Here is a 25,140-nt window from a genome sequence, read left to right as displayed (position 1 = left end):
AACTTAAGATGTATTCTAAAAACGTAATAATTTGCATTCTTGCAATATTATTCGCTGTGTCATGCAGTAAAGACAACAAAAAAAACAAAAATAAAGAGAAGGAAGTTCCCGTGCTGGAAATCAAAGAAAAAGATACTCTTGTGAATAACCAGTTCGTAACCGATATTCAGGCCAAGAAAAATGTGGATATCCGTTCCAGGATAGGAGGAATTATCCAGCATATCTATGTTAATGAAGGCCAGTTTGTGCATCAGGGGCAGCCATTATTCAAAATCAATGATGCCGAACTGCAGATGGAATTGCTGAAAGCAGATGCTGCTCTGAAGCAGGCAGATGCTGATGTACGCATTGTAGAGGTAGAACTGAAGCAGATTCAAAGCCTTCATGCTAAGAAATTTGTAGCCAATAATGAGCTGGAAATGGTAAAGGCTAAACTTTCATCAGCCAAAGCAAAATACGCCTATGCTGATGCTGAACGAAGAACCGTTTTACAAAAGATAAGCTTTACAAAAATTACAGCTCCTTTTGACGGCGTGATTGATGTAATTCCACACAAAGACGGAAGTCTTGTAGAAAACGGAATCCTGCTTACCACGCTTTCACAGCTTAACGAAGTTTATGCTTACTTTTCTATTCCGGAGAATTTATACTTTGAACTTTTGGCCAATGATAAGATCGGAAACCATCAGAAAATTGAGCTTACCCTTCCGAACGGAGTCAATTATCAGTTCAACGGAGCCTTAAAAACAGCTGAAGGAGAAATCGACAGAACTACAGGTTCCATCCGGTATAAAGTACTCTTCCCAAACCCGGACCGTCTCATCAAGCACGGTACTTCAGGGAGGCTTATTATTTCCGAACAGCAGGATAATGCCATCCTGATCCCACAGAAATCAACATTTTCTATTCAGGATAAAACCTATGTATTTGTCGTGGATAAGCAGAATAAAGTAAAAATGACCAGCATTAAGATCGGAACCACTTTAAGAGATTCTTATATGGTGGAAAGCGGTCTTAAAAAAGGAGACGTGATCATTTATGAAGGAACACAGTCTTTAAAAGACGGCGATATCATTAAAATCAAAAAGAAATATTAACCTTCATCTTTAAATCAACTTACCATGGTAGAAATGTTTATAAGACGAAAGGTTCTTTCGTTGGTTATTTCCATTGTATTCGTATTGTTGGGAATCATGGCATTGATGAAAATGCCGATCACTCAGTTTCCTGATATTGTACCACCTTCTGTAACGGTAACCGCAAAATATACAGGAGCCAATGCCGAAGTGTCGGCCAATGCGGTGGCGCTTCCTTTAGAACGGGCCATCAACGGGGTTCCCGGAATGACGTATATGTCAACGGTAACTTCCAATGACGGGCTTACCCTGATTCAGGTTTTCTTTGAAGTGGGAACGGATCCCGATGTAGCAGCAGTAAACGTCCAGAACAGGGTAACCACTATCCTCGATGAACTTCCGGAAGAAGTAATCCGGGCCGGGGTAACTACTGAAAAAGAGGTAAACAGTATGCTGATGTACCTTAATATTACCAGCACAGATCCCAGTCAGGATGAGCAGTTCATCTACAACTTTACAGATATCAACGTACTTCAGGAGCTGAAACGTATTGACGGAGTAGGAAGGGCAGAAATTATGGGTCAGAAAGAATACTCTATGAGGGTATGGCTGGATCCGCAGAAGATGGCTGCTTACAATATTTCGGCAGACGAAGTAATTGGTTCTTTGCAGAAACAGAATATTTCGGCAGCACCGGGAAAAGTAGGAGAGACCTCCGGAAAGACTTCCAGCCAGCTGCAATACGTTATTAAATACAAAGGAAAATTCTTTGAACCTAAGCAATACGAAGAGGTTCCGATCAGATCAGATGTCAACGGAACCATTCTCAAGCTTAAAGATATTGCAAAAGTAGAGTTTGGAGCGATGAATTACGGAATGGTTTCAAAAACAGACGGAAGACCCTCTGCCTCCATTATGATGAAGCAGCGTCCCGGTTCCAATGCATCCGAAGTGATTGAAAGCGTAAAGGCCAAAATGGAAGAACTGAAAGGAACTTCTTTTCCTCCCGGAATGGAATATAACATGGCTTATGATGTTTCCCGATTTCTTGATGCCTCTATCAGTGCGGTACTGATTACGCTTATCGAAGCGTTTATTCTGGTGGGAATTGTGGTATTTATCTTCCTGCAGGACTGGCGTTCCACTTTGATTCCGGTTCTTGCCGTACCTGTGGCACTGATAGGGACTTTTGCTTTTATGAGTATGCTGGATTTCTCAGTAAATTTATTGACCTTATTTGCTCTCGTTCTTGCCATCGGGATTGTGGTGGATAACGCGATTGTCGTTGTTGAAGCCGTTCACGTGAAGATGGAGGAAGGGATGATGCCGTTGGAAGCTACAATCAGTGCAACCAAAGAAATTGCAGGAGCAGTAGTGGCGATTACCATTGTGATGTCAGCAGTATTTATTCCGGTAGCATTTCTGGATGGTCCGGTAGGAGTATTTTACCGTCAGTTCTCACTGACACTGGCCATAAGTATTGTAATATCGGGGGTAAATGCATTAACCCTTACTCCTGCACTTTGTGCCATTATTTTGAAACCTCACAGCCACGATAAAAAGAAAACGGTTGTTGACAGGTTTTTCCAGAGTTTCAATAAAGGTTTTGAAAAACTAACGGACCGTTATGTAGGTATCCTTTCAAAATTTGCCACCCGTACAGTAGTTACCTTTGGATTACTCTTTTTATTTATGCTTCTGACAGGAATTACCAGCAGGTTTCTTCCCACCGGATTTATCCCGATGGAAGATCAGGGAATGGTGTATGTAAGCGTTACCACACCACAGGGAGCTACGGTTGAAAGAACAGAAAAGGTTCTGGACGAAGTAACAGTTATCGCCAAAAAAATTGAAGGCGTAGAAAACGTAACCACCCTTGCCGGATACAGTATTGTAACTGAAATTGCGGGATCTTCTTACGGAATGGCCATGATTAACCTTAAAGACTGGAAAGAAAGGAATATTTCAGTCAATGATCTCATCACAGAACTTTCTGACAAGACAAAAGGTATTGCTGATGCCCAGATTGAGATTTTTGCACCGCCTACCGTTCCGGGATTCGGAAATACGAGTGGTTTTGAACTTCGTTTGCTGGACAGAACCGGAGGAACTATTGAAAATACGGATAAAATCACCAAAGATTTTGTAAAAAAACTGAATGAAGCTCCTGAGCTGCAGAATAATTTCACCAGCTTTGATGCTACGTTTCCGCAATACATGATCAATATGGATTATGATATGGCGGCTAAAAAAGGAATCTCGGTAGATAATGCGATGTCTACTTTGCAGACGATGCTGGGGTCCTATTATGCCACCAACTTTATCCGTTTCAGTCAGATGTATAAAGTAATGGTACAGGCAAGTCCGGAACACAGAGATACTCCGGAAAGCATCCTGAATTTATACCTGAAAAATGACAAAGGTGAAATGGTCCCTTTTTCAACCTTCATTACCATTGAAAAAGTATATGGACCTGAAGTTCTGACGAGGTATAATATGTATATGTCAGCGATGATCAACGGAGAACCTGCTGATGGGTACAGCTCCGGTGATGCCATTGCAGCTGTAGAAAGAGTAGCCAAGGAAACGCTTCCGAGGGGTTTTGATATTGAATGGTCCGGAATGACGAGAGAAGAAATCCTCTCCGGAAATCAGACGGTTTACATTTTCCTGATCTGTCTTTTATTCGTATACCTTCTGCTGGCAGCACAATATGAAAGTTTCCTGCTTCCAATGCCGGTGCTTTTAAGCCTTCCGACTGGTATTTTCGGATCTTATATCGCGCTGGTCCTGACAGGGCTGGATAATAATATCTATGCACAGGTTGCCCTTGTCATGCTGATCGGACTTTTGGCAAAAAATGCCATTCTGATCGTAGAATTTGCCGTAGCCAGAAATAAAGAAGGGTATGATATTATTCCGGCAGCTATTGAAGGAGCGAAACAGCGTTTACGTCCGATCCTTATGACTTCCTTTGCTTTTGTAGCAGGGCTTATTCCGTTGTGTATTGCTTCGGGAGCCGGAGCGGTAGGAAACCGTTCCATCGGTACCGCTGCAGCAGGAGGAATGCTTATCGGAACCATCTTCGGACTGGTGATCATTCCGGGGTTATATATATTCTTTGCGAAACTTGAAAATAAGAAGAAAGATGAAAAGATTAAATCATAAACCTATAGTATATGGAATCACAATGTTGGCACTCACCTCATGTGCTGTTCCGAACGTTGCTGATATTAAAAAAGCCAGAACCCTGCCGGGTGAAGCTGTCCAGACTGAAAATAGTGAAGATAAGTTTCAACCGATCAATCTCAAGGCTTATTTTACAGATCCTCAATTGCAGGAACTTTTTGAAAAAGTAATAGAAGCCAACCCTGATTTTCAGATTGCTCAGCAGCGGGTAGATATTGCCAACAGCTTTCTCCGAAGATCAAAAATGGATCTTCTTCCTTCTCTTGAAATAGGAGCGGCAGCTTCAGGGGACCGTTATGGAAAATATACGATGGAAGGGGTTGGAAATTATGATACAAACCTTTCACCCAATATTGCGGAGGATCAGAAGATTAACCGTGATTTCACTCCGAATTACTGGCTGGGGGCAAGAAGCAGCTGGGAAATAGATGCATGGGGAAAGCTTAAAAATAAAAAGCTGTCTGCCCAGAAGAAATATCTGGCTTCTGCTGAAGGTTTAAGACTGCTGCAGGTAGAACTGTTTACCGATATTGCGAATCTCTATTATCAGTTGGTTGCTTTGGATAACCGGCTGGCTATTTATCAGAAGAACTATAAGCTTCAGCAAAGGGCGTTCGAGATTGTTCTTGCCCAAAGAGAAGTAGGAAAAGCAACGGAGCTGGCGGTGCAGCAGTTTAAGGCTCAGAATAACAACTGGCTTGCTGAGATTGAACATATCAAAGTAGAGATCGTTACAGTGGAGCAGGCGATTACAACGCTGACGGGAAGTTATGGGGGCGGCGTAAAAAGGGGAAAAACTTTGATGCCTACCAATATGGAAATCCTGAATAAAGATATCAATATAGAAGCTGTAATTCATTCAAGACCAGATGTAGCTGCGAATTATTATGTGTTGGAAGCTTCCCAGGCTGATGCAAAAGCGGCAAGAGCTGCCTTTTATCCTAAAATAGATCTGGGAGCAAGTTTTGGGTTGAATGCTTTTTCTGCCGGAACATTCTTCAGGCCTGCATCACTCGCGGGACAGCTGTTGGGAGGGCTTATGGTTCCTGTTTTTAATAAAGGCCAGCTAAAGCATGAATTTAATGTAGCCGGTAAAGAGCAGGAGATCGCTTTTTTAAATTATCAGAAAAGCATTACTACGGCATTTAACGAGCTGCAGTCGATTCTGAAACAAACGAAGATCTATGAGAAGGTATTACAATTGAAGTCTGAAGAAGTAGGATTTCTTGACCGTGGAGTAGAGGTTTCCAATGATTTGTATCTGACAGGCTATGCCAATTATTTTGAACTGATTAATTCTCAGAAAAGCAAACTGACTGCTGAACTGGACCTGCTTCAGTTTCAGCATCAGAATACCAGAAATAACGTTCTGCTGTTTAAGGCATTGGGCGGAAAGCTGGACTAATGCAGATTAATATCTAATCTGTTAATTTTTACTTTTTTTTACGATGCATGAAGCCACCTGAAAAGGTGGCTTCTGTAGTATATTAAAAACGGATTTGCCTGATAAGGCTGTCTGTTTTTGGTTAAAAGATTATTTAACAATCTGAATGTTAACGGCTGAAAAACCTTTTGGAGATTTTTCCTTTTCAAAAGAAACCTTGTTTCCTTTTTTTACCAGTTCTGTACAGCTGTTATTGTGAAAGAATATGTTTTCCTTCGTTTTATCTTCAGTAATAAAACCATATCCTTTCTCGCTGTGGAATGTGATGATTCCTGTTTTACGAGGATCTTCTTCAACAATAGGAGCAGCACCAAGCTGAATCTCATCAAGGTTCACCTCCTGTCTTCCTTCAGGTGGCGTAGAGGTAAGTCTTCCGAATTCATCTACATACATGTAAACATCTTCAAGTTCTTTACCTTTGTTGTTGTTCGTTTTACGTTCTTCGCGTCTTAGCGCCTTTTCTTTTTGTTTTTGAATTTTTTTCTTAAAATTTTCTTTTTTAGAAAAAGAGTCTGCCATAAATTATTTTTAGTATTTAGTTTCCGGGTTAATATAAGTTATTTTAGTCTGCCTAAACGTTGTTGATTCTGCCGCTAGCTTTTTGTTCCGTCTTTTGTATAAGATTCTTAATCATCCGGTTCAGTACTCTGAAATCCTATCATTCATACAAGAATCAAAAGCTAAAAATGCAGCTGCTGAAAAAGCAAAAACTGAAAGAAAAAAGAGGTATTTTAAACCACAACAGAAAGCGAAGGCAGTTTCCTGCTTACTAATTTGTACAAAGGTACGAATAATAAAATGAATGACACCGTTTTAAATATTTGATTATCAAAAATATATTTTCTGAATTAAACGGGCCTTGCTGGTCCTGATCCTGTGTTTCCCTGTATTTTACATCTTTAGAACCTGCTTTCAAAGGCTGAAGCGATGTTCTCAGTCCGAAAATAATAGATTTAGTTGTAGAAAAAATCCCCAGCATGCTGAGGATTGTGGAAAATAATATATTATAAAAATGAAGTGGTGTTATTCATAATATGTTTTTTCTAGCAGCAAATGTTATGCCTAAAGTTCACAAATACTGGAATTTTGTCCTTTGTTCAGTCTGGGAATATACTGTTTTTATAGTGTTTTATAAGTGTATCTTTCTGTGATGTAGTGGGATATAGGAGCATTTTTTAATTTCAAAAAAATGTGAATACTTTTTATTTTTTGACCAGTTTTATAGAGCGTTCACCATGAATTGTAGTTTCCGAAAGATTCACCATGATAGATTTATTTTCATTATCCATCTTTGTTCCAGTAACATAAAACAATATACAATGTCAACACAAGATGTTAAAGGAAAAGTAGTGTTAATTGCCGGAGGAGGCAAAAATTTAGGTGGACTGTTAAGCAGGGATTTTGCTGCAAAAGGAGCAAAACTGGCTATTCACTATAACAGTGAAAGTTCCAGGGCGGAAAGTGAGAAAACACTGGCTGAAGTTCAGGCTTTGGGGGCTGAGGCATTTTTATTTCAGGGAGATCTTACCCAGGTAGACAATATCGCAAAATTCTTTGATGAAACCGTTTCTCAATTCGGAGGAATAGATATTGCGATCAATACAGTAGGGATGGTGCTTAAAAAACCATTTGCGGAAACTACTGAAGCAGAATATGATACCATGTTCAATGTCAATTCAAAATCAGCCTATTTCTTTTTACAGGAAGCCGGAAAAAAATTGAATGATAATGGAAAGATCTGCACTATTGTGACTTCTTTGCTGGCAGCTTATACAGGATTGTATTCTACCTATGCAGGAGCAAAGGCACCGGTAGAGCATTTCACGAGAGCTGCTTCTAAAGAGTTTGGAAGTAGAGGAATTTCAGTAACAGCAGTTGCTCCTGGTCCAATGGATACTCCATTTTTCTATGGCCAGGAAACAGACGATGCCGTAGCCTATCATAAATCAGCTTCAGCATTGGGTGGGCTTACCGATATTAAGGATATTGCCCCTCTGGTTGAATTTCTGGTAACGGACGGGTGGTGGATCACTGGTCAGACTATTTTTGCCAACGGCGGCTATACAACCAGATAGTTTATTTTCGAAATAATGGATGGTGGATAACTGAGTGTTCGGTTATCCATTTTTTATATACACTTGTCAGCTGTTGATATACGCTGTCAGTCAGTTTTTTTCATGATTTTTCTAAATTGGTTTCATGAAAAAGTATTTCTTTCTCCGGTGTGGTCTTTCGGCTATTCTGCTGATGCATAGTGTTATTTCTATTTTTAGCGGTGATGTCAGTAATTTTGGACTTCTTTTTTTAGATACTATCGGTTTCAGTCCTTTTGGACTGTATTTGGCATGGATGATAAAGCTTGTTCATCTTGCTTCTGTAGCTTTAATCTGGGTAGATTCATTCATCAGGCCCGTAGCTGTATGTAATATATTGATCTTTATTTTCGGGATTTATTATGTTCACTGGCAGAATGGCTGGTTTGTAGTAGGAGGCGGAACCAACGGGATTGAATTCAATGTACTTCTTATATGCAGCTTTTTACAGTTAATGTTTTCTGAATGTCCGACTGAAAAGAAAAGACACCATTGATAGACGAATACGTTTCTTTGATAGCTATTCTATTTTTATTTTTCATTGAAAGATAGTATTTTGCATTATAAATCATCACAGATTTGAAACCCTACATAAAATCAAAATTATATGTCCATCTGCTTTTTTGGATTCTCTATTATATTCTGGAAGTGTATCTGGATTTCTATTGGTCAAGGTATCAGTTTCCTGGTTTAGAGTGGCAGGTAAGACTTCAGAATACACTGGTTCTGGAGCTGGGGTATCTTTTGGTTAAAATTCCGTTGGCTTATTCACTGCTTTATTTATATGAGAAGATAGAACTGAACAGGTTTTTGAAGCCGGTTCTGTATCTTCTTATGATTGTTTTGGCTGTACTTACTCACAGATTGTTTACCCATTATATCATTTATCCTCATATCTACGGAGCCATTGAAACACTAGACGGGAAACAACCGTCAGGATTTATCAATGGATTGGTGGCTTTCAATTCATTTATGGATCTTATTTTTATGGTAGGTCTGGTTTTCGGGGTTGAAATTACCAGACAGAAGAATCTTCTTAAAGAACAGCTATCCCAGTTGAAAACAGAAAAATTGGATCAGGAACTGACGATGTTGAAGGCTCAGATTAATCCTCATTTCTTATTCAATACCCTTAATAATATTTACGGAATGGCCCTTAAAAAGGCGGATGGCACCCCTGAAGTCATTCTGCAGCTCTCCAAAGTGATGAGGTATAATATTTATGAAGCAGCCAAAAAATCCATTTCTATTGAAAAAGAGGTAGATAATATCCGTGACTTTATCCAGATTCAGCAGATCCGGCATTATGACCTTGAAGTCAGTTTTCATGAAAATGTAGACCGCCCGTTACAGGAAATTTCGCCGCTTATTCTGATACAGTTTGTAGAAAATGCTTTTAAACATGGTGTTTCGGAGAGTATCGGACAGAAATTTATTCATATTGATATTCAATTGAAAGACGGGATCTTCCATTACCGTATTGAAAATTCAAAAGAGGAAAAACCTCATGGCAATTCTACTAAAATAGGGTTGAAAAATATCCGCAGACAGCTTGAACTGCTTTATCCAAAGCATATTCTGGTTGTTGAAGATAAAAAAGACCATTACATTGTACACCTAACTATTGATTTGAATGACACATCCGGCCACTAAAAAATACAATTGCATCATTGTTGAAGATGAACCGATTGCTTCTGATATTCTTGAAAGTTTCGTGAATAAAGACGAAGACCTCCACCTTATAGGAAAATGCGCAGATGCTGTATATGCAGGAACTCTGTTGGGAAGACATTCTATTGACCTGATGTTTCTTGATCTGCATCTTCCGGTAGTAAAAGGTTTCGATCTTCTGAAAAAACTGAAAGATCCACCCCTTGTCATTGTTACGACGGCCTATCATCAGTACGCAGTGGAAGGCTATGAGCTTGATATTGTAGATTATCTGATGAAACCTGTTCCGTATGACAGATTTGTGAAAGCGGTGGAAAAGTTCAAGTACCTGATCAGTGCTGAAGAAGCGCTTCTGGAAGCTGCAGACCGTGATCATATTTTTATCAGCAGCGGGAAAAAACAAATCAAAATCATTTTGAATGATATATTTTACATCGAAAGCTTACGGGAATATATCCATATTCATACAAAAGCGGGAACAATTACCGTGAAAATGCCGCTCAGCAGAATAGAAGAAAGCCTGGATCCGAAAACGTTCATCCGGATTCACAAATCTTATATTATTTCTAAGTCTAAAGTAGAAGTGAAAACTTCCGCCATGATGCAGGTAAATGGTAAAAAACTGCCGGTAGGAAGAACGTATAAGCCTTTTATTGATTTCAAATAAAATTGATTAAGATTCAGACTGATGAATTTGGTAGATGGCTAAGATCAATTGATAGATGTTTTTTTCAAAGCTTGTACAGAAGATCTACTTTTGGTTAAAGAAACAGAGTAAGTAACACCTTTGACCAGCAATAATTAGAAGATATGAATGTGGAGAGTTAGTATTCGACTGATGAATACACTTGGCTTAATGATCTGTAAGTTCTTAAGCCATTTTTTTTAAAAGTTATAACAGAAACCTCCGGAATATGTCATTCCGGAGGCTTTTTATAATGATGTTATTTTTTCATAAACGGATTATGAAACCTTTATTTCATCTTTATCCCGGATGCTTTTGATCACAAAAAACAGTCCCAGAAGAATAAAAGGAATACTTAGAAGCTGGCCCATATTCAGGCTCATTCCCTGTTCAAAACTCACCTGATCTACTTTGATGAACTCAATAAGCAGTCGCATAACGAAGATCAGTAGTGAACTTATTCCGAAATAAAAACCTTTTCCGACTTTGAACATTCCTTTTTTGTAAATAAAATAAACCAAAGAGAAAATCAAAAAGTAAGAAATGGCTTCATAAAGCTGGGCAGGATGCCTTGGAATATCATCTACTCTGCGGAAAATAAATGCCCAGGGAGCATTGGAAGGAGTTCCGATAATTTCAGAATTCATCAGGTTGGCCAGTCTGATAAAACCTCCGGCCAGAGGGGTGGCAATCGCAATAATATCCAGAATTTTCATAAACTTAATAGAATATTTTCTGGCATAAATAAGAAGCATGATGATCAGCCCGATTCCTCCGCCATGGCTTGCCAGTCCCGCATATCCGGAGAAGAAGTAAGCTCCGTCCGGTCCCTTTTGGATAGGCAGGATAATTTCAAGCGGATGCTGGGAATAGTAATCAAAATCATAAAACAGGCAGTGTCCCAATCTTGCCCCTGCCAGAATACCAATGACAGCGTAAGAAAAAAGGGCTTCATGAGCCTGATTGCTGAGTTTCTCCTCTTTATAAATCTTTTTTAAGATCATATAGCACAAAACAAGTCCTGCGAAAAATAATAAACCATAATATTTAAGAGGAAATCCAAATATGTTGATAATCTCGGGATCTACATCCCAGTTAATGTACAGTAAATTCATTGATAGTGATTGTTGAAATTTCAGGCAAAGATAGAAAGATATTTCTGCGTGGTTACAGTGAAAGAATATGAATTTTTGAATAGAAAAGGTTTTATCCACATCTAATTTATATTGATTCCGGAAGAATCATTTCTTATTTTTGATAGAACCTATATTATTTCCGGTTATGTATCATCAATTAGAAAAACATTACGTCAACAGAGTAGGGTGGCTTCGGGCTGCCGTTTTAGGGGCTAATGACGGACTTTTATCTACAACCAGCATCGTGATTGGTGTGGCAGCGGCACAACCTGAAAGGAATACCATTATTCTGGCTGCCTTAGCCGGGATGATTGCCGGAGCAATGTCTATGGCTGCCGGAGAATATGTATCGGTGAGTTCCCAGGAAGACACAGAAAAAGCAGATCTTCACAGAGAAAAGAAAGAACTGGAAGAGATGCCTGAAATTGAGCTTAAAGAACTGGCGAAGATCTACGAAAGAAGAGGGTTCAGTAGAGAAACAGCGATGAAAGTTGCCACAGAACTTACTGAGCATAATGCTCTGGAGGCCCATGCCAGAGATGAATTGGGAATCAACGAAATTACCAAAGCACAGCCTTTACACGCCGCAGGAGCTTCCTTTATTTCTTTTGCAGTAGGGGCTTTACTACCTTTTGCCGTCTCACTTTTGGCACCCATTAAACAGATGGTTTACTTCCAGTATGGATTTTCTATTGTATTCCTGATGCTTCTAGGTGCTGTTTCAGCCAGAACCGGAGGATCAAGAATAGCTCCCGCAATACTGAGGATTTGTTTCTGGGGAACGGTAGCAATGGGAATGACCGCATTGGTAGGACATTTTTTTGGAGTGAGTGTGTCGTGAAATGGCTGTCGGATTTTGTTAAAGGTTGAAAATCATACGCCGGAGGTAAAGTTTACGGCTAGGAAACAGATGAACAAGAGGTACGTCAATGAGAATATTTGTTATTTTTGACGGACAGTAAATTGATTATAATGAAAAACCTGGAAAACAAAAAGATTGAACAAATTAGATTAAAGACAATCAAAGGCGGGACTTTAGTGTATACTGAAGATCCGAAGCCTACTACTTCACCTGAAGGTGCTGGTGAAGTGATCAAGTAGTAGCCTTGTTAATTAATATAACAAATTAAACTTAGGAATAAATAATATTTCGTTTATTTCGTTTGTTTCGAATATTTTATTTGTTATATTTGTATGTGTTTTAAAATCAAAATGATAGGTGTTAAGAATATAATTACAAAAGAAGACCGGAAAAATGCAAGAACTTCTTTATCCGTTTTACGTACCAGTATCAAACAGGTAAGGAAACAGGATAAAAGAGGAACTGTAAAACTAAAATACAATGAAGAAGAGATTCAGATCCCTGAGCAGGCATTTGTCTTATTTAAAAGTATTTTGTCAAATATAGCAGAGGGCTTGGAGGTTGCAGTTATTCCTTCCCATAAAGGGCTGTCTACCCAAATGGCTGCTGACCTATTGAGAATATCACGTCCACATTTAATCAAACTTTTAGAAAGAGGTGATATCCCTTTTTTTAAAGTTGGAACCCATAGAAGAATTGAATTGGAAGATCTTGAAAATTATGAGGAAAAGCAAAAGGAAATACGTGAAAAGCAGTTAAAGTTTCTTACAAAACAGGCACAGGATCTGAATCTTGGGTATGAATAAAACAATTGCCTTACTGGATGCTAATGTACTCTATCCTGCTCCTGTGCGGGATATTTTACTTTATATTGCTTCTGAAGGTGGTTTTGAACCTAAATGGACATCGGCTATTCACGAAGAATGGGTAAGAAATCTTCTTAAAAACAGACCTGAGTTAAATAAAACCAGTTTGGAGAAAGCCATAAGTGCTATGAATCTTGCTTTTCCCGAAGCTGATGTAAATGATTATGGAGAATTAATTGATGCTTTGGAACTTCCAGATAAAGATGACCGCCATGTTTTAGCAGCCGCTCTGTATAGTGGAGCCAATTTTCTGTTAACTTTTAATTTAAAGGATTTTCCTTCCAAAAGTATTTTAAAATATCCTGTAAAAGTTATTCACCCTGATGATTTTATTGTTCAGATTTTATAGGAAGATACAGCATTAGTGAAATCTGCTTTCAAAAAACAGGTTTTAAACCTTAAAAATCCCAAAAAAACAAAAGAAGAAGTTTTAGAGATATTAATGAAGTGTGGTCTTAAAAAAGCAGCTGAGCTTCTTCAATAGCCTCAAATTTCTGATTTAGATAGGTTTGAAGCTGAAAGAGAAGTAATTAATAATAAGTGTCATTCTATTTTTATTTTTTTATGATAACCTGATTTTACTGTGGTGCCTATAACTAAAAATAACTTCCAGTCTCCTTCTTTTATCTTCCAGCCATTAATCTTAACTTCCTTAATCCGAATGATGTTTAAATTAATCTTTTACAAAGAGTTAAAGTAAACATCATTTAAAATGTGCAACAGATGTAATACTTGTATCTTTATACCTTTAAAAATTACTAGAAGCCAATGAAAATCAGTTTGTGTCTAATTGTTAAGAATGAGGAAGAAGTTTTGGGACTACTGGATTTTTCATTCAATTTTTTAAGATATTTTACTTGTGAAAAATATTTTTTACACGATTTAACTGGTTGATGAGGTTTTGTGAAACAAATTCACTATTTAGGGATAAATTTTAAGCGAAATCAGAGAAGCTTCCATTATACAATGGCATTAATAATATTTCTTTTTTAACCATAAACTTATTCTTACAAGCAATATCAAAACCGGAACTTCTACTAATGGTCCGATTACTCCAACAAATGCCTGTTGAGAGTGAATTCCAAAAACAGCAATCGCTACGGCAATCGCCAATTCAAAATTATTTCCTGTTGCTGTAAAGGCTATGGACGCATTTTTATCATAAGGAATATTAAAGGATTTGTTGATAAAGAAACTAACAAAGAACATGAGTACAAAATACACTATTAGTGGTACAGCTACTTTTAAAACATCTAATGGTAACTCTAAGATCTTATCACCTTTAAGGCTGAACATGAGGACAATCGTAAATAAAAGTGCATATAAAGTCAGCGGAGATATTTCAGGAATAAACTTCCTATTATACCATTCCAAACCTTTTAGCTTGGTTAAAAAGTAACGGGTTAAGAAGCCTGCTAAAAACGGTATACCTAAATATACCAGAACACTTTCTGTAACATCTCCCATTGATACCGTTACATTAAAATTAGCCAATCCTAGTTTCTCGGGTAAAACATTGATGAAGAGCCAAACCATAAAACTGTAACTTAATACCTGAAATATACTGTTTAGAGCGACTAGCAATGCTCCGTATTCGCGGTTTCCTTTAGCTAAATCATTCCATACCAATACCATTGCAATACACCTTGCTAAACCTATAAGAATCAAACCAATCATATAATCGGGTTCATCTTTCAGGAAAAGAATGGCTAATAAGAACATCAAAACTGGCCCGATAATCCAATTCAATACTAAAGAAATTCCAATTGCTTTTTTATCCTGGAAAACTTTGGGTAACAGTGAATAATCAACCTTTGCTAATGGTGGGTACATCATTACGATTAAACCAATCGCCAATGGAATATTTGTAGTTCCTACGGATAGAGAATTTGTGATTTCAGAAATGTTAGGAAAGAAATATCCCAGAGCTATCCCAAGGAACATCGCTAAAAATATCCAAAGAGTAAGGAATCTATCCAGAAATTTTAATTTGGGCTGCATTACGTTTATTTTATCAATTCTTATTTTTTTATCTGTGAAAAGACATAGAACATTTCAGTACCAATCTGTAAACTTCTCTCATGATATATCTTCGTCTGTTCAGGGGTACCATCAGAAATTTTTGGGTCTTCAAAAGTGATAGGAATACGTTTGTCAGCTCCTGCAATAAAAGGGCAGCCACCGTCTGCCTGAGAACAGGTCATAATTGCAGCAAAACCATGTGTTGGATTAAAAGAACTGTCATACTTTTTAGAGAAACCTATGATTGGGTGTCTGTCTTCATCAAATTTGATAGCATACACTGGATTTTCCGTATCGGAAATTTTTATAATTGAAAGTCCCTGTTCGTTCAAAGTTTCCACAACTTTAGGAAATAGGGCCGTTTCTTCTGTTCCTCCTGAATAACAGGTTACATTCGATATATCATAATAAACACTTGCAGCCTGTGCCCAAACTTGTGACAAATGGCTTCTTCTTGAATTATGCGTACAAATAAAGTTAAGGATTACTTCTTTTTGCTGTTCCAATCTTTTTTGAATAAAATCAACCAATGGTGCTAATGTGGATTTCCTATCTGCACTGATTTCCTGATTTTTTAGTATGTCTATTGTTTGTAATAGTTTCGGATACATAGTTTATATGATTTAGCAGCATCCGGAATTTGGAGTACAGCAAGAAGTTTGATGAGTAGAAAGTTCGGATAAGTTTACTTTTGGCTTTTCTGCAGGAATCCCGCAGGCATCCTGGGCTAAACAGGCTGTTGTTTTATTTTTAAGAACAAAATGTTTCCCGTTAAATTTTAAATCATATTTTCCAATTGTGGTATTTTGATATTCAACTTCAATGTCACCATCTTCAATACCTAATTTTTCTTCCGAGAGTCTGATAATATGTAAAAGCTTCCCAGGCTTTAACCTATGCTCAAAATCATCAGCATTCCATAATTGAAAATTAACCACTCTTTCATTGCGGATGGTACCACCACAATCAATAAAGTGTTTGGTCACAGTTCCTACTTCTGTAACATGAAAATGTTCAGGAACAAAAGCTCCGTTTTCTAATTGAAACTCAACATTTTCTAATGTTGGTAAAATTTCTTTGATTTCAGATAGTTTCATCAATTTTTATTTATTGGTTAAATGCAATATTGCGATATATGTATTTAAAAAAATGCCTTAACAGCATTTCTGATTTGTAGTCGTCAGAATTATATTTGAAAAATAATCTTTCAGGATTCCAAAAGTATTTTCATCAATACAGTAGCAAATGGCAGTTCCTTCGATATTCCCTTTGATAAGACCGGCATTCTTTAATTCTTTCAAATGTTGAGAGACGGTTGCCTGCGCTAAAGGAAGCTCATTAACAATGTCCCCACAAATGCAGGTATTTACTTTTAGCAGATATTCAATAATCGCTATTCTGGCAGGATGTCCTAATGCTTTTGCAATAACAGCAATCTTGTTTTGCTGATCTGTAAAGTGATCTGTTTTTGTTACTCCCATGATTAGAATAATTATATCGCAATATTACGATTAAATATTTGAAATGGAAAATTTATTTGGTTTTTTCTAATTTCAATATCATGCCTGTAATACAGGATTAGTTATAACCTTTCAACTTTATACAGTTACTTTAATTTTCTAAAACAAAAATATTTTCTTTTTTGTAATAGTGAATTACATTAAAAATGACAGAGATCTGTTATTTTCTGAAAGACTGATACCAGGTAAATTTGTAGCATAAATAAATACAATGATGCTATGAAAAAAATTATTAGAATAGGAATTCTTCTTGTCTCCTCTATTATGTATTCGCAAGTCGGGATTAATACTGAAAATTCTAATAGTACATTGACTGTAAATGGTTCATATGCTGGGAACTATAAGTCGGTAGCTGTGGATACTAACTTAACCATTACTGATCAATTTGTGAATGTAGTAGGTGCTTCTGGTACTGTTACCATTACCCTTCCTGATGCTGTGGTAGCAGATGTAGTAGAAAATTCATTTTATGGAAGAGTGTATCATATTAAAAATACATCTTCTTTTGATGTCACCATCAAAGGAAATGGTACACAGTTGATACAAACCGGTTCCGCTTCCACGGGCAACACCATTACTATTAAATCAGGACAATCGGTCATGGTTATTAAAAATTCAAATAATGTGACAACTGCTCCTTTATGGGATATTTTTCAACAAACTACCGTCTCCAATGATAATAATTTTGTGGCAGGTGCCATTAAATCGTTTAGGGTGGTGATACCTGCTAACATATTTACAGCCAATGGAGGAACAAGAAATATAATGACCGGGAGAGCAGTGACCAATACTGGTACTACCAATAGAAAATCTGCTTATGAACTTTCCAATGCTGTTGACCAGGCAAAATTTATTCATATCAACGGGTTAAGAATGGATTTTTTGGAAGCTGCGTTCGATGGAGATGTAGCTCCCAAATTCTGTAATGTTACTTCTGCTCCAATTACATATAGTGTTTCTTCTCTTTCAACAAACAACCGATATATTGATGGAGCTAATACCACTATTGCCGGACCTGGTTATTATTATAGTTATAACATTGATGGAGATGATGATTTCGGTGCAGATATGGATCGAGCAGAGTATGTGAATGCCATGATCACCTTTCCTAATGGAGAGTGGCACAACTGTACTTGGCATGCTACCAGAGATGCTGTCAACTATTATTTTTATTTTACTGCACAGCGTTTAAATTGATTATAAAAACTATTCAATATACATATAGGTTCAAGCACTTTTTTAACCACTCGAATCGAAAATATAAATTGATATTGTAGGTTGGGTAGTCCGGATGGAATTCAGATTTATCAATATGGAAAAATTTTTCCAAGGAATTTACAGCATAGCGGGTACTATAGTTACAATAAGGCGATGAAGAAAATATAACATGTACACTATGAAAATGTTCAAATAGATTGACGAAACTATGTAATATCAGTTTTAATTTTAAAGCTGATACTTTGTATATGTAAGATTAGAAAATAGAGGATGTATATTCAAATTATTTTCAATTTTTTATTACATTAAGTTGTGAATCATGACAAATGCAATGAGCTCAGATGATGTTTTTGTATTGGTTTTTTTTCGAAGATTTCTTTTGTGATTTTCTACTGTATGATAGGATATTGATAATTTTAAAACAATCTGAGGGGTATTGTAGCCTTGGCACATCAGATCTAAAATCTCTTTTTCTCTTGTGCTTATTTTGGGAACGTCAATCTCAATGCTTTGAATATTTTCTTCAATAAATTTATAATATCGTGTTTCTTTATTACTGTCATCAATGACGGAAAATAATGGAAGGTTAGGAATTTTAAAATGAGAGATGTCATAAATCACAACCAAAGAGGCTTCTATTTCATTTTTATCATTAATATATTGGCCTATTGATTTAATCATAACCATACGGTATTGATTATTCCGATCAATCATTCTTCCATAAAAATTAAATTTTAATGTTTCTTTTTTGGAATTATCTAAACTTAAACGTGTTCTCTCAGCAAACTGAAAAGCCGCATTTAAATAATCCCTGTCTTCAGGATGATACAACTCCATGTAGAAATGATTTTCAAAACTATGAATCCAGTCTTCCTTTTTAGTAGGAGTAAACTGTTCGATATTTTCACTTACCATTTCAATTTTCCTTTCCGATCGGTTAAGGAGAATCCAAAAATATATACTCATAGCATGGTCTGCAATACTCTTAATTTTTTCTTCAAAAAAATTATAATATTTCCCTTGTGTCTTAACTGATCAGTTCATCAGTACTAATAGGGCGAATTTTTTTCATATGATTTGTTGTTTTTTATAAAATAATGTACATTAAATTTAGTGAAATAATAAAAACAAATTTAGAAAATAGGGATGAATTTTTAGGTTAATTTAGTCTTTACAGTAATGCTCTTCAAATGTGTAATTTTCTAAAATGACAGATATCTGTTATTTCATGAAATACCTTATTGAAATATATTTGCGCATAGTATTTCTGTACTGTAAAAACACAAAATCGAGTATATATTAAAAACTAATAACTATGAATTACTCTATGAAAAAAATGACCTATGTGCCCTGATTATAAGAAGATTTATACGGATTTGATCTCAGAGAAATTCCCTTTAAAATTGAATGAATGCCAAGATTTTTTTAATAAAAAAACATTGAATAGCTTAGATATTATTCAATTGAATAATGTACTTTTTCCAAACAATAAATTTAATGATCAAAAACATAAATCTTACGATAAGCAAAGCATATTTGAAATGTTAAAGTATCAAAGAGAAGAAAAACTTAATAATTCACAATTAGCATTGCATTTTAAATTGAGTAGGAATACAGTAGCTGCCTGGAAGAAAAAATATAAGATTTAAGGAGAAGTGTAGATCTAACAAATTAAAAAAACATGATGAAAAAAATAAAAATAATATAGACACGATCAAGTATTATTTAGGTTACTTATTAGGATTGTATTCAAAAATAAATAATTAAGTCAATTTATGCCATGAACTTTAAAAATATACATATTGGTTCTTTGATTAAGAGTGAAATTGTGAAAAATGAAATAGAGTATTCCCGTATTTCAACATTTTTTAGTAAACCTGTTGTAGAAATAGAAGAAATGTTCAATCAAGAACATCTTTCTACAGAATTATTATTGAAGTGGAGTAAGCTATTGAAATACGATTTTTTTAGACTTTACTCTCAGCATCTTATTTTATTTTCCCCACAAAGGAATATGGGGAGCGATATCAAAAGAATAAACACGCCTGTCTTTAGAAAAAATATTTATACTAAAGAAATGATATTATTCATTTTAGAAAGGATAGACAGTGGCAAAATGTCAAAACCTGAAGTAGTAAGTACTTATAAGATACCTAAAACTACTCTTTATAAATGGATTCGTAAGTATTCAAATTTGGATTCTTAAACAATAAAGATGATCTCTTGATGCTATAATCTTAAATGAAATAATATACTAAGACTCTGGAATACAAATTTTTCTTTTAAAAAATTTAATCACCTTTTTGATCCCCTAAAAATCAAAAACCTCTGAGAATCAAAAGATTTCAGAGGTTTTTTGTACCCATAACCGAAGAGATAACGAAACATTTGGTAGAAGATTTGGAAAGAATTGTAGAATTACATAATCCTGTCAAGTGACCTTAACGAGCGTATCTTCAAACACTTTTATAGATGATTTGGTTAGATTAAGTCAAATTAAAAATGAATTATAGCCCACCATTTTATCAAGCAAATTCTGTTAAACTTTTTGTTTAATGTAATTTAATAAGCGAAAATTTTAGAAATTAGTATTTAAATAGTAAGTGTTTATTTGGCTGTTGCGGTCTTTTAATCATAACCAAATAAATATCGAAATATTTAATGGAAGATTTGGAAAAAGGCTTGAAAAAAGAAAAAAGGTGAATGGCTATCTATCAGTATCCTTATTTATTTTCACTTTCTTCGCACAACCTGTATTTAATATATTTGTTAATTTTATACCATAAAGTAAAATAAATTTTTGCTGTTTATACTATTTAATTAATAACAATGAAAACAAAATTATTCTTATTGTTTCTTATCTTTAGTACTGTTTTTTTTTATTCTCAGGAAAATCCCACAAAAAAACAAATCGACAGTATAACCACTGCTCTCCGCTAATCAAACTTCTGATTACATGACCGATTGGGCAACTGGAATTTTCGGAAAAGAACACGCTGCAGAAATTGCAGAGCTAGTATCAAAATATTCAAAATATAATTTGATGAGAAAGCCGGAAGTACAGGATCCGAGTATTTTCAGTTTTGTCAATTACCACGAAGCCGAAAAGGTACAAAAGAGGTGGCAGGATCTTACCGCAAGAGCAGAAGCTTTGGAAAAGGAAATGCCGAAAGAGGCTTTGGATGCTTATTATCAACTAGTGCTTTATCCTGTTAAAGCTTCAGCTGGTGTGGCAGAGATTTATCTGGCAGCAGGACGTAATAATCTTTATGCTAAGCAAGGTCGGGTAAGTGCTAATGATTATGCCAATCGTGCCCGCGAACTTTTTGAGCTGGATAAAAAACTGAGCACCCGTTACAATGATTCTATTGCTGGCGGCAAATGGAAAAATATGATGAGCGACGTACATTTGGGTTACCAACACTGGTCGATGCCGAAGGAGAATAGTTTGCCTCCACTTGATGAGGTTACCCTGTTGGCTTCACCTTCATTGGGTGTTGCAGTGGAAGGTAGTACAAATGCTTGGCCAGGAACAGAAGGAAAAGCAGAGCTGCCCCAATTTGACATTCTTGACAAGCAGCATTATTATATCGACATCTTTAACCGTGGAAAAGGGCTACTAAACTTTACAGCCAAAGCGGATAAACCGTGGATCAGATTAAGTAATGCTAAAGGAAGCACAGAAACCGAACAACGCCTATATGTAGATATCGACTGGAAAAAAGCTCCTGAAGGCAAAGGAAGCGGCTTGATTGAAATTAATCAGAATAATACTAAAGTACCGGTAGTTATAAATACGTTGAAAAAAGTGACACCAGCAGGCAAAACTGATTATTATGGTGGATTTTCCGGTGAGTTTTCTATTCCCGCGAATAAATTCAGTTTAAAGATAGCAGGTGATAATGCAGAATGGATCGTATTGCCTGGCTTGGGAAGAGCTGAAGCCTGTATGGGTATTTATCCTACAACAGCACCAAGCTCAACCCCTGAAAAGACACCTCGATTGGAGTATCAGATTTTTCTGCCTGAGTCCGGTTCCACAACAGTATTGCTTGGAATTCTACCAACTCAGGATATCAACCCGGGCGGCGGATTAAGAATAGCGGTTTCTATTGATAACGGTGACCCTGTTATACTCGATGCCAGAAAGGGATACCACGATGAATTTAAAGAGTATACAGCTGAGAATCTCAGCCGTTCAAAAAACCTCAAACCACTGCCGGATTTCGGTCATAATTACGCTCTAATTTCCCGTGAAAAGCCCCGCCGTACTGAAGTATTTGATAACCAGCGTTGCTGGATGCAGCACTGGATGTGAAAAAAGCGGGTATTCATACTTTGAAAATTTATATGATCGATCCTGAAGTCGTATTGGAGCGTATTATAGTTAACCCTAATGATAAGTACCCAAGTTATCTTGGAGCGCCCGAGAGAAATTGATTAACTGATGGTTTATTCTAATAGTTCAGAAACTTTCTAAGATTTAAGTTAAATGGCGCCATCCTTCTTCACTTGGCGCCGTTTGTCTATTTGTGCTCCCCATACGAGCATATCTTCCAACACTTTTATTTATGATTTCCTTCGTTTGAGCCAAATCAAAAAGGAATTAGTAATTCCGATTTTAATATTTAAATACTTCTAGTTGTAAAGTTTTTTGCAAATTACTTTTTTAGTAAATGTAATAATCCAATATAAACAAAAAAGATTTTATTGTTATGATTTGTTATATTTAAATACCGTACGGTACTTTTAATCAATTTACTACATTCGGGCTGCTTGAAAATTCTTTGTAAGTATACACATTGTAAGGATAGATTTTCTTTGCCAGTATTTTAGAAATAACACTACTGATGAATAAAGGAAACAGCAATAGATATCCAGACGGTACGATACTGGAAATAATAAACATGGCAGTAAGAGGGGCATGAATAGCTGCGGAAAGCATGGCAGCGGCTCCAAATAACGCAAAGTTAATAACCACAAGATGGGTACCTAAATAATGGTTGCAGAATTGGGCAAAAAATACCCCTAAAAATGCACCTGTAACAATACTCGGGGCAAATACACCGCCGTCACCGCCTGCGCCGAGAGTGAGGGAAGCCGCCAATGGCTTTATGAAGATGAGCAAAACCAGAGGAATTAAATATGCGAGATTAACAATGTCGTACGAACTACATTCGAGGATTTTACCAAGTCCGTGATAACTATCACCATATAAAGCCGGAAGAAAAAATATAAATACCCCAACAGTTATGGCACCTAAATTTACGCGGATGAAATTGTTGTTAATCCCACCAAAAAAAGTTTTTGCGTAGATGACAATTTTTGTAAAATAAAGGGCAAATATACCTCCGATTAAACTTAGTATCACAGCAAAAGGTATGGATTGCCACCGCCAGTCCTGTACCTTAAATGTAAATAGTGGATTTGAGTCATAAAAATGTACAAATAGATGAGCTACAATCATCGAACTTATTCCACTGATCAGTAAGGTTTTATTGTATTTACGTGCAATAACTTCAAATGCAAATAGAAAACCGCCCAACGCACTTCCAAAGAGTACGGTTACACCCGCTATAATACCTGCACATATCAGCTCCGTTTTGTAGGCCCATGCACTATGCAAATGTTTGTAGGCCTGATTACCAACTGTTGCGGTGGCAACTACTGTTGATACTTCGACTCCTGTAGATCCTCCAAAAATCACCGTTAAAAAGCCATTAATGCAATGAGAAGGTATTTTAAAAAAAGGAAGATGATCCTTTCTTGTTTCCAGGGTTGTATATATTTCTTTAATTCCTTTATTTTTTCTGTTCTGAAAGAAATATTTACGTAGGAAATAGATTGCTGTAATGCCTACACTTGGTAAAAAGATTAACAATTTGTTTTCCGTGGTTATAATTTCTTCAAAGAGGTATTCCTGTACCTGTCCTGTCAAATGTTTTAAGGTATAAGATATAAGACAACAGATAATACTAACGATAATAGATATCCCGATTAATTTGACATAGCTGGATCTTATTATTTTCTTTCTGTACGCTGTATTGCCTTGCATAACTATTTTAGTTTTAAAGAAGATGTAAAGGTAATGGTTATTTTTTGAAATAGTAAAAGTTGCTTGTTACTATATACTACCTGTTTTTATTATAGTTTAATCATGCTTTTATTTAAACAATCCAAATGAAATTTAAATAATTCATTGATTCATAAACTGAAGGTCCAACCGATCAAGGCAACGATATACTTAATTTTTTGTTTTAGTTATCAATTCTGTCTGTTTGCAACGTTGGAATTTTAGATAACTGTTAAAAATGGATGTTTTTTAATTTTGTGACGGATGTAAAATTGCACATTTAGTTAGCTTCTTTAATTTTAGTCTTGAATAATACACACTATTAAATAAAGAAAAACTAAATTAGTTGTACAAAGAAATTGTTATGCCTAAAAACGATTCAATTACATTAAATAGAATGGATTACAGCAGTGGGATTGCTGTTGGTATTTGGAACGGATCTACACCAGGTATTATAAAAGCACTTTCACCCCACAGGCACGACCATTATACTTGCATGCTAATTGAAGCTGATCAGCTTGAAGTTGTATTTGATTTTAAGCATTTAACAATGCCGGTGGGGACACTTTTTATCTCTCCTCCTGGACAAGTTCATCAGATTCTAGAGACTCTTAGCGCAACCGGTTGTTATTTGTCTTTTGAAAGCCGTCATATCGGTAGAACGGCACAAACCAGTTTGGATAATTTGTTAGAGGGAACCTTGATTATCGCTCTCTCCAATAATGAGCGTGATTGGTTTAGAACAATCTTTGATTCAATGATGAAATTACAAGATCTGAACGATAGCGCTTACAGGCAAGTTGAAGAACCATTGCTTTCAGCTTTTATTGAACAGGCAGTTTTATGCTACAAACGCCAATCATTCATTAATTCCGAAAGTATCAGTCTACGTTCTATCAGTCTCACGAAGGAATTCAGGAATCTTGTAAAATCACATTTCCGGAGTATAAAGCGTCCATCTGAATTTGCAGAAATGCTTAATATAACTGTTGGACATCTAAGCGATACAGTAAAAAAAGTAACCGGTTTATCCGCTTCCGAACATATACAAAAGGAAGTGATGAATGAAGCGCAAAGATTGCTCTACTATACGGAAATAAGCATCAAGGAAATTTCCTATCAGCTAGGATATCAAGATACCAAATATTTCATCAGGCTGTTTAGTAAAAAAGCAGGTTGCTCGCCAAGTGAATATCGGAAGAAATACGCTGAAAACTCAGACCAAACCTTAGATCATTAAGATTGTTCCTTATTTTGTCCACCTTTTACCTTAATTTGTGAGTGG

Annotated in this window: 25 protein-coding genes; 17 read left to right on the top strand and 8 right to left on the bottom strand. The window is 36.2% G+C overall.

Going from position 1 to position 25,140, the window contains the following annotated elements; all coding sequences use genetic code 11:
- Positions 1-8: 8 nt before the first annotated feature.
- Genes FW768_RS09025 through FW768_RS09015 form a run of 3 tightly spaced genes read left to right on the top strand, consistent with a single transcriptional unit; the run spans position 9 to position 5,670 of the window.
- Positions 9-1,097: an efflux RND transporter periplasmic adaptor subunit gene (locus FW768_RS09025; RefSeq protein WP_153394672.1), complete on the top strand. Its 1,089-nt coding sequence runs from the start codon at positions 9-11 to the stop codon at positions 1,095-1,097.
- 24 nt (positions 1,098-1,121) lie between these two features.
- On the top strand, positions 1,122-4,244 hold the full coding sequence (locus FW768_RS09020) for an efflux RND transporter permease subunit (protein ID WP_153394670.1): 3,123 nt from the start codon (positions 1,122-1,124) through the stop codon (positions 4,242-4,244).
- A complete protein-coding gene (locus tag FW768_RS09015) occupies positions 4,225-5,670 on the top strand; it encodes an efflux transporter outer membrane subunit (protein ID WP_153394668.1) in 1,446 nt (481 codons plus the stop codon). The genes FW768_RS09020 and FW768_RS09015 overlap by 20 nt, the downstream gene beginning before the upstream one ends.
- Before the next feature lie 129 nt (positions 5,671-5,799).
- Here the strand turns inward: FW768_RS09015 and FW768_RS09010 are convergent, their stop codons facing one another.
- A complete protein-coding gene (locus tag FW768_RS09010; RefSeq protein WP_153394666.1) occupies positions 5,800-6,228 on the bottom strand; it encodes a cold shock domain-containing protein in 429 nt (142 codons plus the stop codon).
- An 800-nt stretch (positions 6,229-7,028) separates the two neighbouring features.
- On the opposite strand from FW768_RS09010, the gene FW768_RS09005 reads away from it, so the two are divergent.
- The 4 genes from FW768_RS09005 to FW768_RS08990 all read left to right on the top strand — a co-directional run bounded on the left by FW768_RS09005 (position 7,029) and on the right by FW768_RS08990 (position 10,140).
- Positions 7,029-7,784, top strand: a complete 756-nt coding sequence (locus tag FW768_RS09005; RefSeq protein ID WP_153394664.1) for an SDR family oxidoreductase — start codon at positions 7,029-7,031, stop codon at positions 7,782-7,784.
- A 124-nt stretch (positions 7,785-7,908) separates the two neighbouring features.
- Complete coding sequence (locus tag FW768_RS09000) at positions 7,909-8,298, top strand: DoxX family protein (RefSeq protein WP_153394662.1); 390 nt, start codon at positions 7,909-7,911, stop codon at positions 8,296-8,298.
- A gap of 83 nt (positions 8,299-8,381) precedes the next feature.
- Positions 8,382-9,455 (top strand): sensor histidine kinase, encoded by a 1,074-nt coding sequence (locus FW768_RS08995; RefSeq protein WP_153394660.1) that lies wholly within the window; start codon positions 8,382-8,384, stop codon positions 9,453-9,455.
- The gene (locus FW768_RS08990) at positions 9,436-10,140 is read left to right on the top strand and encodes a LytR/AlgR family response regulator transcription factor (RefSeq protein ID WP_153394658.1); all 705 of its coding nucleotides are present in this window, start codon (positions 9,436-9,438) and stop codon (positions 10,138-10,140) included. The genes FW768_RS08995 and FW768_RS08990 overlap by 20 nt, the downstream gene beginning before the upstream one ends.
- 296 nt (positions 10,141-10,436) lie before the next feature.
- Here FW768_RS08990 and lgt read toward each other — a convergent pair whose 3' ends face one another.
- Positions 10,437-11,273, bottom strand: a complete 837-nt coding sequence (gene lgt / locus FW768_RS08985) for a prolipoprotein diacylglyceryl transferase (protein ID WP_153394656.1) — start codon at positions 11,271-11,273, stop codon at positions 10,437-10,439.
- 166 nt (positions 11,274-11,439) lie between these two features.
- On the opposite strand from lgt, the gene FW768_RS08980 reads away from it, so the two are divergent.
- The 4 genes from FW768_RS08980 (at position 11,440) to FW768_RS08970 (ending at position 13,371) form a co-directional block, all read left to right on the top strand.
- Complete coding sequence (locus tag FW768_RS08980; protein WP_153394654.1) at positions 11,440-12,135, top strand: VIT1/CCC1 transporter family protein; 696 nt, start codon at positions 11,440-11,442, stop codon at positions 12,133-12,135.
- A gap of 131 nt (positions 12,136-12,266) precedes the next feature.
- Entirely contained in the window at positions 12,267-12,395 is a 129-nt protein-coding gene (locus FW768_RS23835) for a hypothetical protein (protein ID WP_262885775.1), read from the top strand.
- 111 nt (positions 12,396-12,506) lie between these two features.
- On the top strand, positions 12,507-12,962 hold the full coding sequence (locus tag FW768_RS08975; protein WP_185151956.1) for a helix-turn-helix domain-containing protein: 456 nt from the start codon (positions 12,507-12,509) through the stop codon (positions 12,960-12,962).
- A complete protein-coding gene (locus tag FW768_RS08970; protein ID WP_196782925.1) occupies positions 12,955-13,371 on the top strand; it encodes a PIN domain-containing protein in 417 nt (138 codons plus the stop codon). Before FW768_RS08975 ends, FW768_RS08970 begins: the two co-directional genes overlap by 8 nt.
- A gap of 623 nt (positions 13,372-13,994) precedes the next feature.
- Here FW768_RS08970 and arsB read toward each other — a convergent pair.
- The 4 genes from arsB to FW768_RS08950 are packed head-to-tail and all read right to left on the bottom strand — an operon-like array spanning position 13,995 to position 16,525.
- The gene (gene arsB, locus FW768_RS08965) at positions 13,995-15,023 is read right to left on the bottom strand and encodes an ACR3 family arsenite efflux transporter (protein ID WP_153394651.1); all 1,029 of its coding nucleotides are present in this window, start codon (positions 15,021-15,023) and stop codon (positions 13,995-13,997) included.
- 20 nt (positions 15,024-15,043) lie between these two features.
- Positions 15,044-15,655, bottom strand: coding sequence for a low molecular weight phosphatase family protein (locus FW768_RS08960; protein ID WP_153394649.1), 612 nt, complete (start codon positions 15,653-15,655; stop codon positions 15,044-15,046).
- Positions 15,656-15,667: 12 nt separating this feature from the next.
- Complete coding sequence (locus FW768_RS08955; protein WP_153394647.1) at positions 15,668-16,141, bottom strand: DUF6428 family protein; 474 nt, start codon at positions 16,139-16,141, stop codon at positions 15,668-15,670.
- 57 nt (positions 16,142-16,198) lie between these two features.
- Positions 16,199-16,525, bottom strand: coding sequence for an ArsR/SmtB family transcription factor (locus tag FW768_RS08950; protein WP_153394645.1), 327 nt, complete (start codon positions 16,523-16,525; stop codon positions 16,199-16,201).
- Positions 16,526-16,783: 258 nt separating this feature from the next.
- Here FW768_RS08950 and FW768_RS08945 point away from each other — a divergent pair, with 258 nt between their 5' ends.
- On the top strand, positions 16,784-17,761 hold the full coding sequence (locus FW768_RS08945) for a hypothetical protein (protein WP_153394643.1): 978 nt from the start codon (positions 16,784-16,786) through the stop codon (positions 17,759-17,761).
- A 321-nt stretch (positions 17,762-18,082) separates the two neighbouring features.
- Here the strand turns inward: FW768_RS08945 and FW768_RS08940 are convergent, their stop codons facing one another.
- Positions 18,083-18,748 carry a LuxR C-terminal-related transcriptional regulator gene (locus tag FW768_RS08940; RefSeq protein ID WP_153394641.1) on the bottom strand — a complete coding sequence of 222 codons (666 nt, stop codon included), beginning with the start codon at positions 18,746-18,748 and terminating at the stop codon, positions 18,083-18,085.
- Between the two features lie 377 nt (positions 18,749-19,125).
- Here FW768_RS08940 and FW768_RS08935 point away from each other — a divergent pair, with 377 nt between their 5' ends.
- From FW768_RS08935 to FW768_RS23980, 4 genes are all read left to right on the top strand, one after another.
- Positions 19,126-19,431, top strand: a complete 306-nt coding sequence (locus FW768_RS08935; protein ID WP_153394639.1) for a helix-turn-helix domain-containing protein — start codon at positions 19,126-19,128, stop codon at positions 19,429-19,431.
- 131 nt (positions 19,432-19,562) lie between these two features.
- Positions 19,563-19,988, top strand: coding sequence for a transposase (locus tag FW768_RS08930; protein WP_153394637.1), 426 nt, complete (start codon positions 19,563-19,565; stop codon positions 19,986-19,988).
- 720 nt (positions 19,989-20,708) lie between these two features.
- Positions 20,709-22,100, top strand: coding sequence for a glycosyl hydrolase 115 family protein (locus FW768_RS08925; RefSeq protein ID WP_394349973.1), 1,392 nt, complete (start codon positions 20,709-20,711; stop codon positions 22,098-22,100).
- Positions 22,101-22,132: 32 nt separating this feature from the next.
- Positions 22,133-22,222 (top strand): hypothetical protein, encoded by a 90-nt coding sequence (locus tag FW768_RS23980; protein WP_368811048.1) that lies wholly within the window; start codon positions 22,133-22,135, stop codon positions 22,220-22,222.
- A gap of 313 nt (positions 22,223-22,535) precedes the next feature.
- Here FW768_RS23980 and FW768_RS08920 read toward each other — a convergent pair whose 3' ends face one another.
- A complete protein-coding gene (locus FW768_RS08920) occupies positions 22,536-23,720 on the bottom strand; it encodes a chloride channel protein (RefSeq protein ID WP_317163056.1) in 1,185 nt (394 codons plus the stop codon).
- A gap of 481 nt (positions 23,721-24,201) precedes the next feature.
- Here FW768_RS08920 and FW768_RS08915 point away from each other — a divergent pair, with 481 nt between their 5' ends.
- On the top strand, positions 24,202-25,095 hold the full coding sequence (locus tag FW768_RS08915; RefSeq protein WP_153394633.1) for an AraC family transcriptional regulator: 894 nt from the start codon (positions 24,202-24,204) through the stop codon (positions 25,093-25,095).
- Positions 25,096-25,140 lie beyond the last annotated feature (45 nt).

The sequence above is a fragment of the Chryseobacterium vaccae genome, from assembly GCF_009602705.1.
Lineage (GTDB): Bacteria > Bacteroidota > Bacteroidia > Flavobacteriales > Weeksellaceae > Chryseobacterium > Chryseobacterium vaccae.
This window is presented reverse-complemented; position numbering and strand designations above follow the sequence as displayed.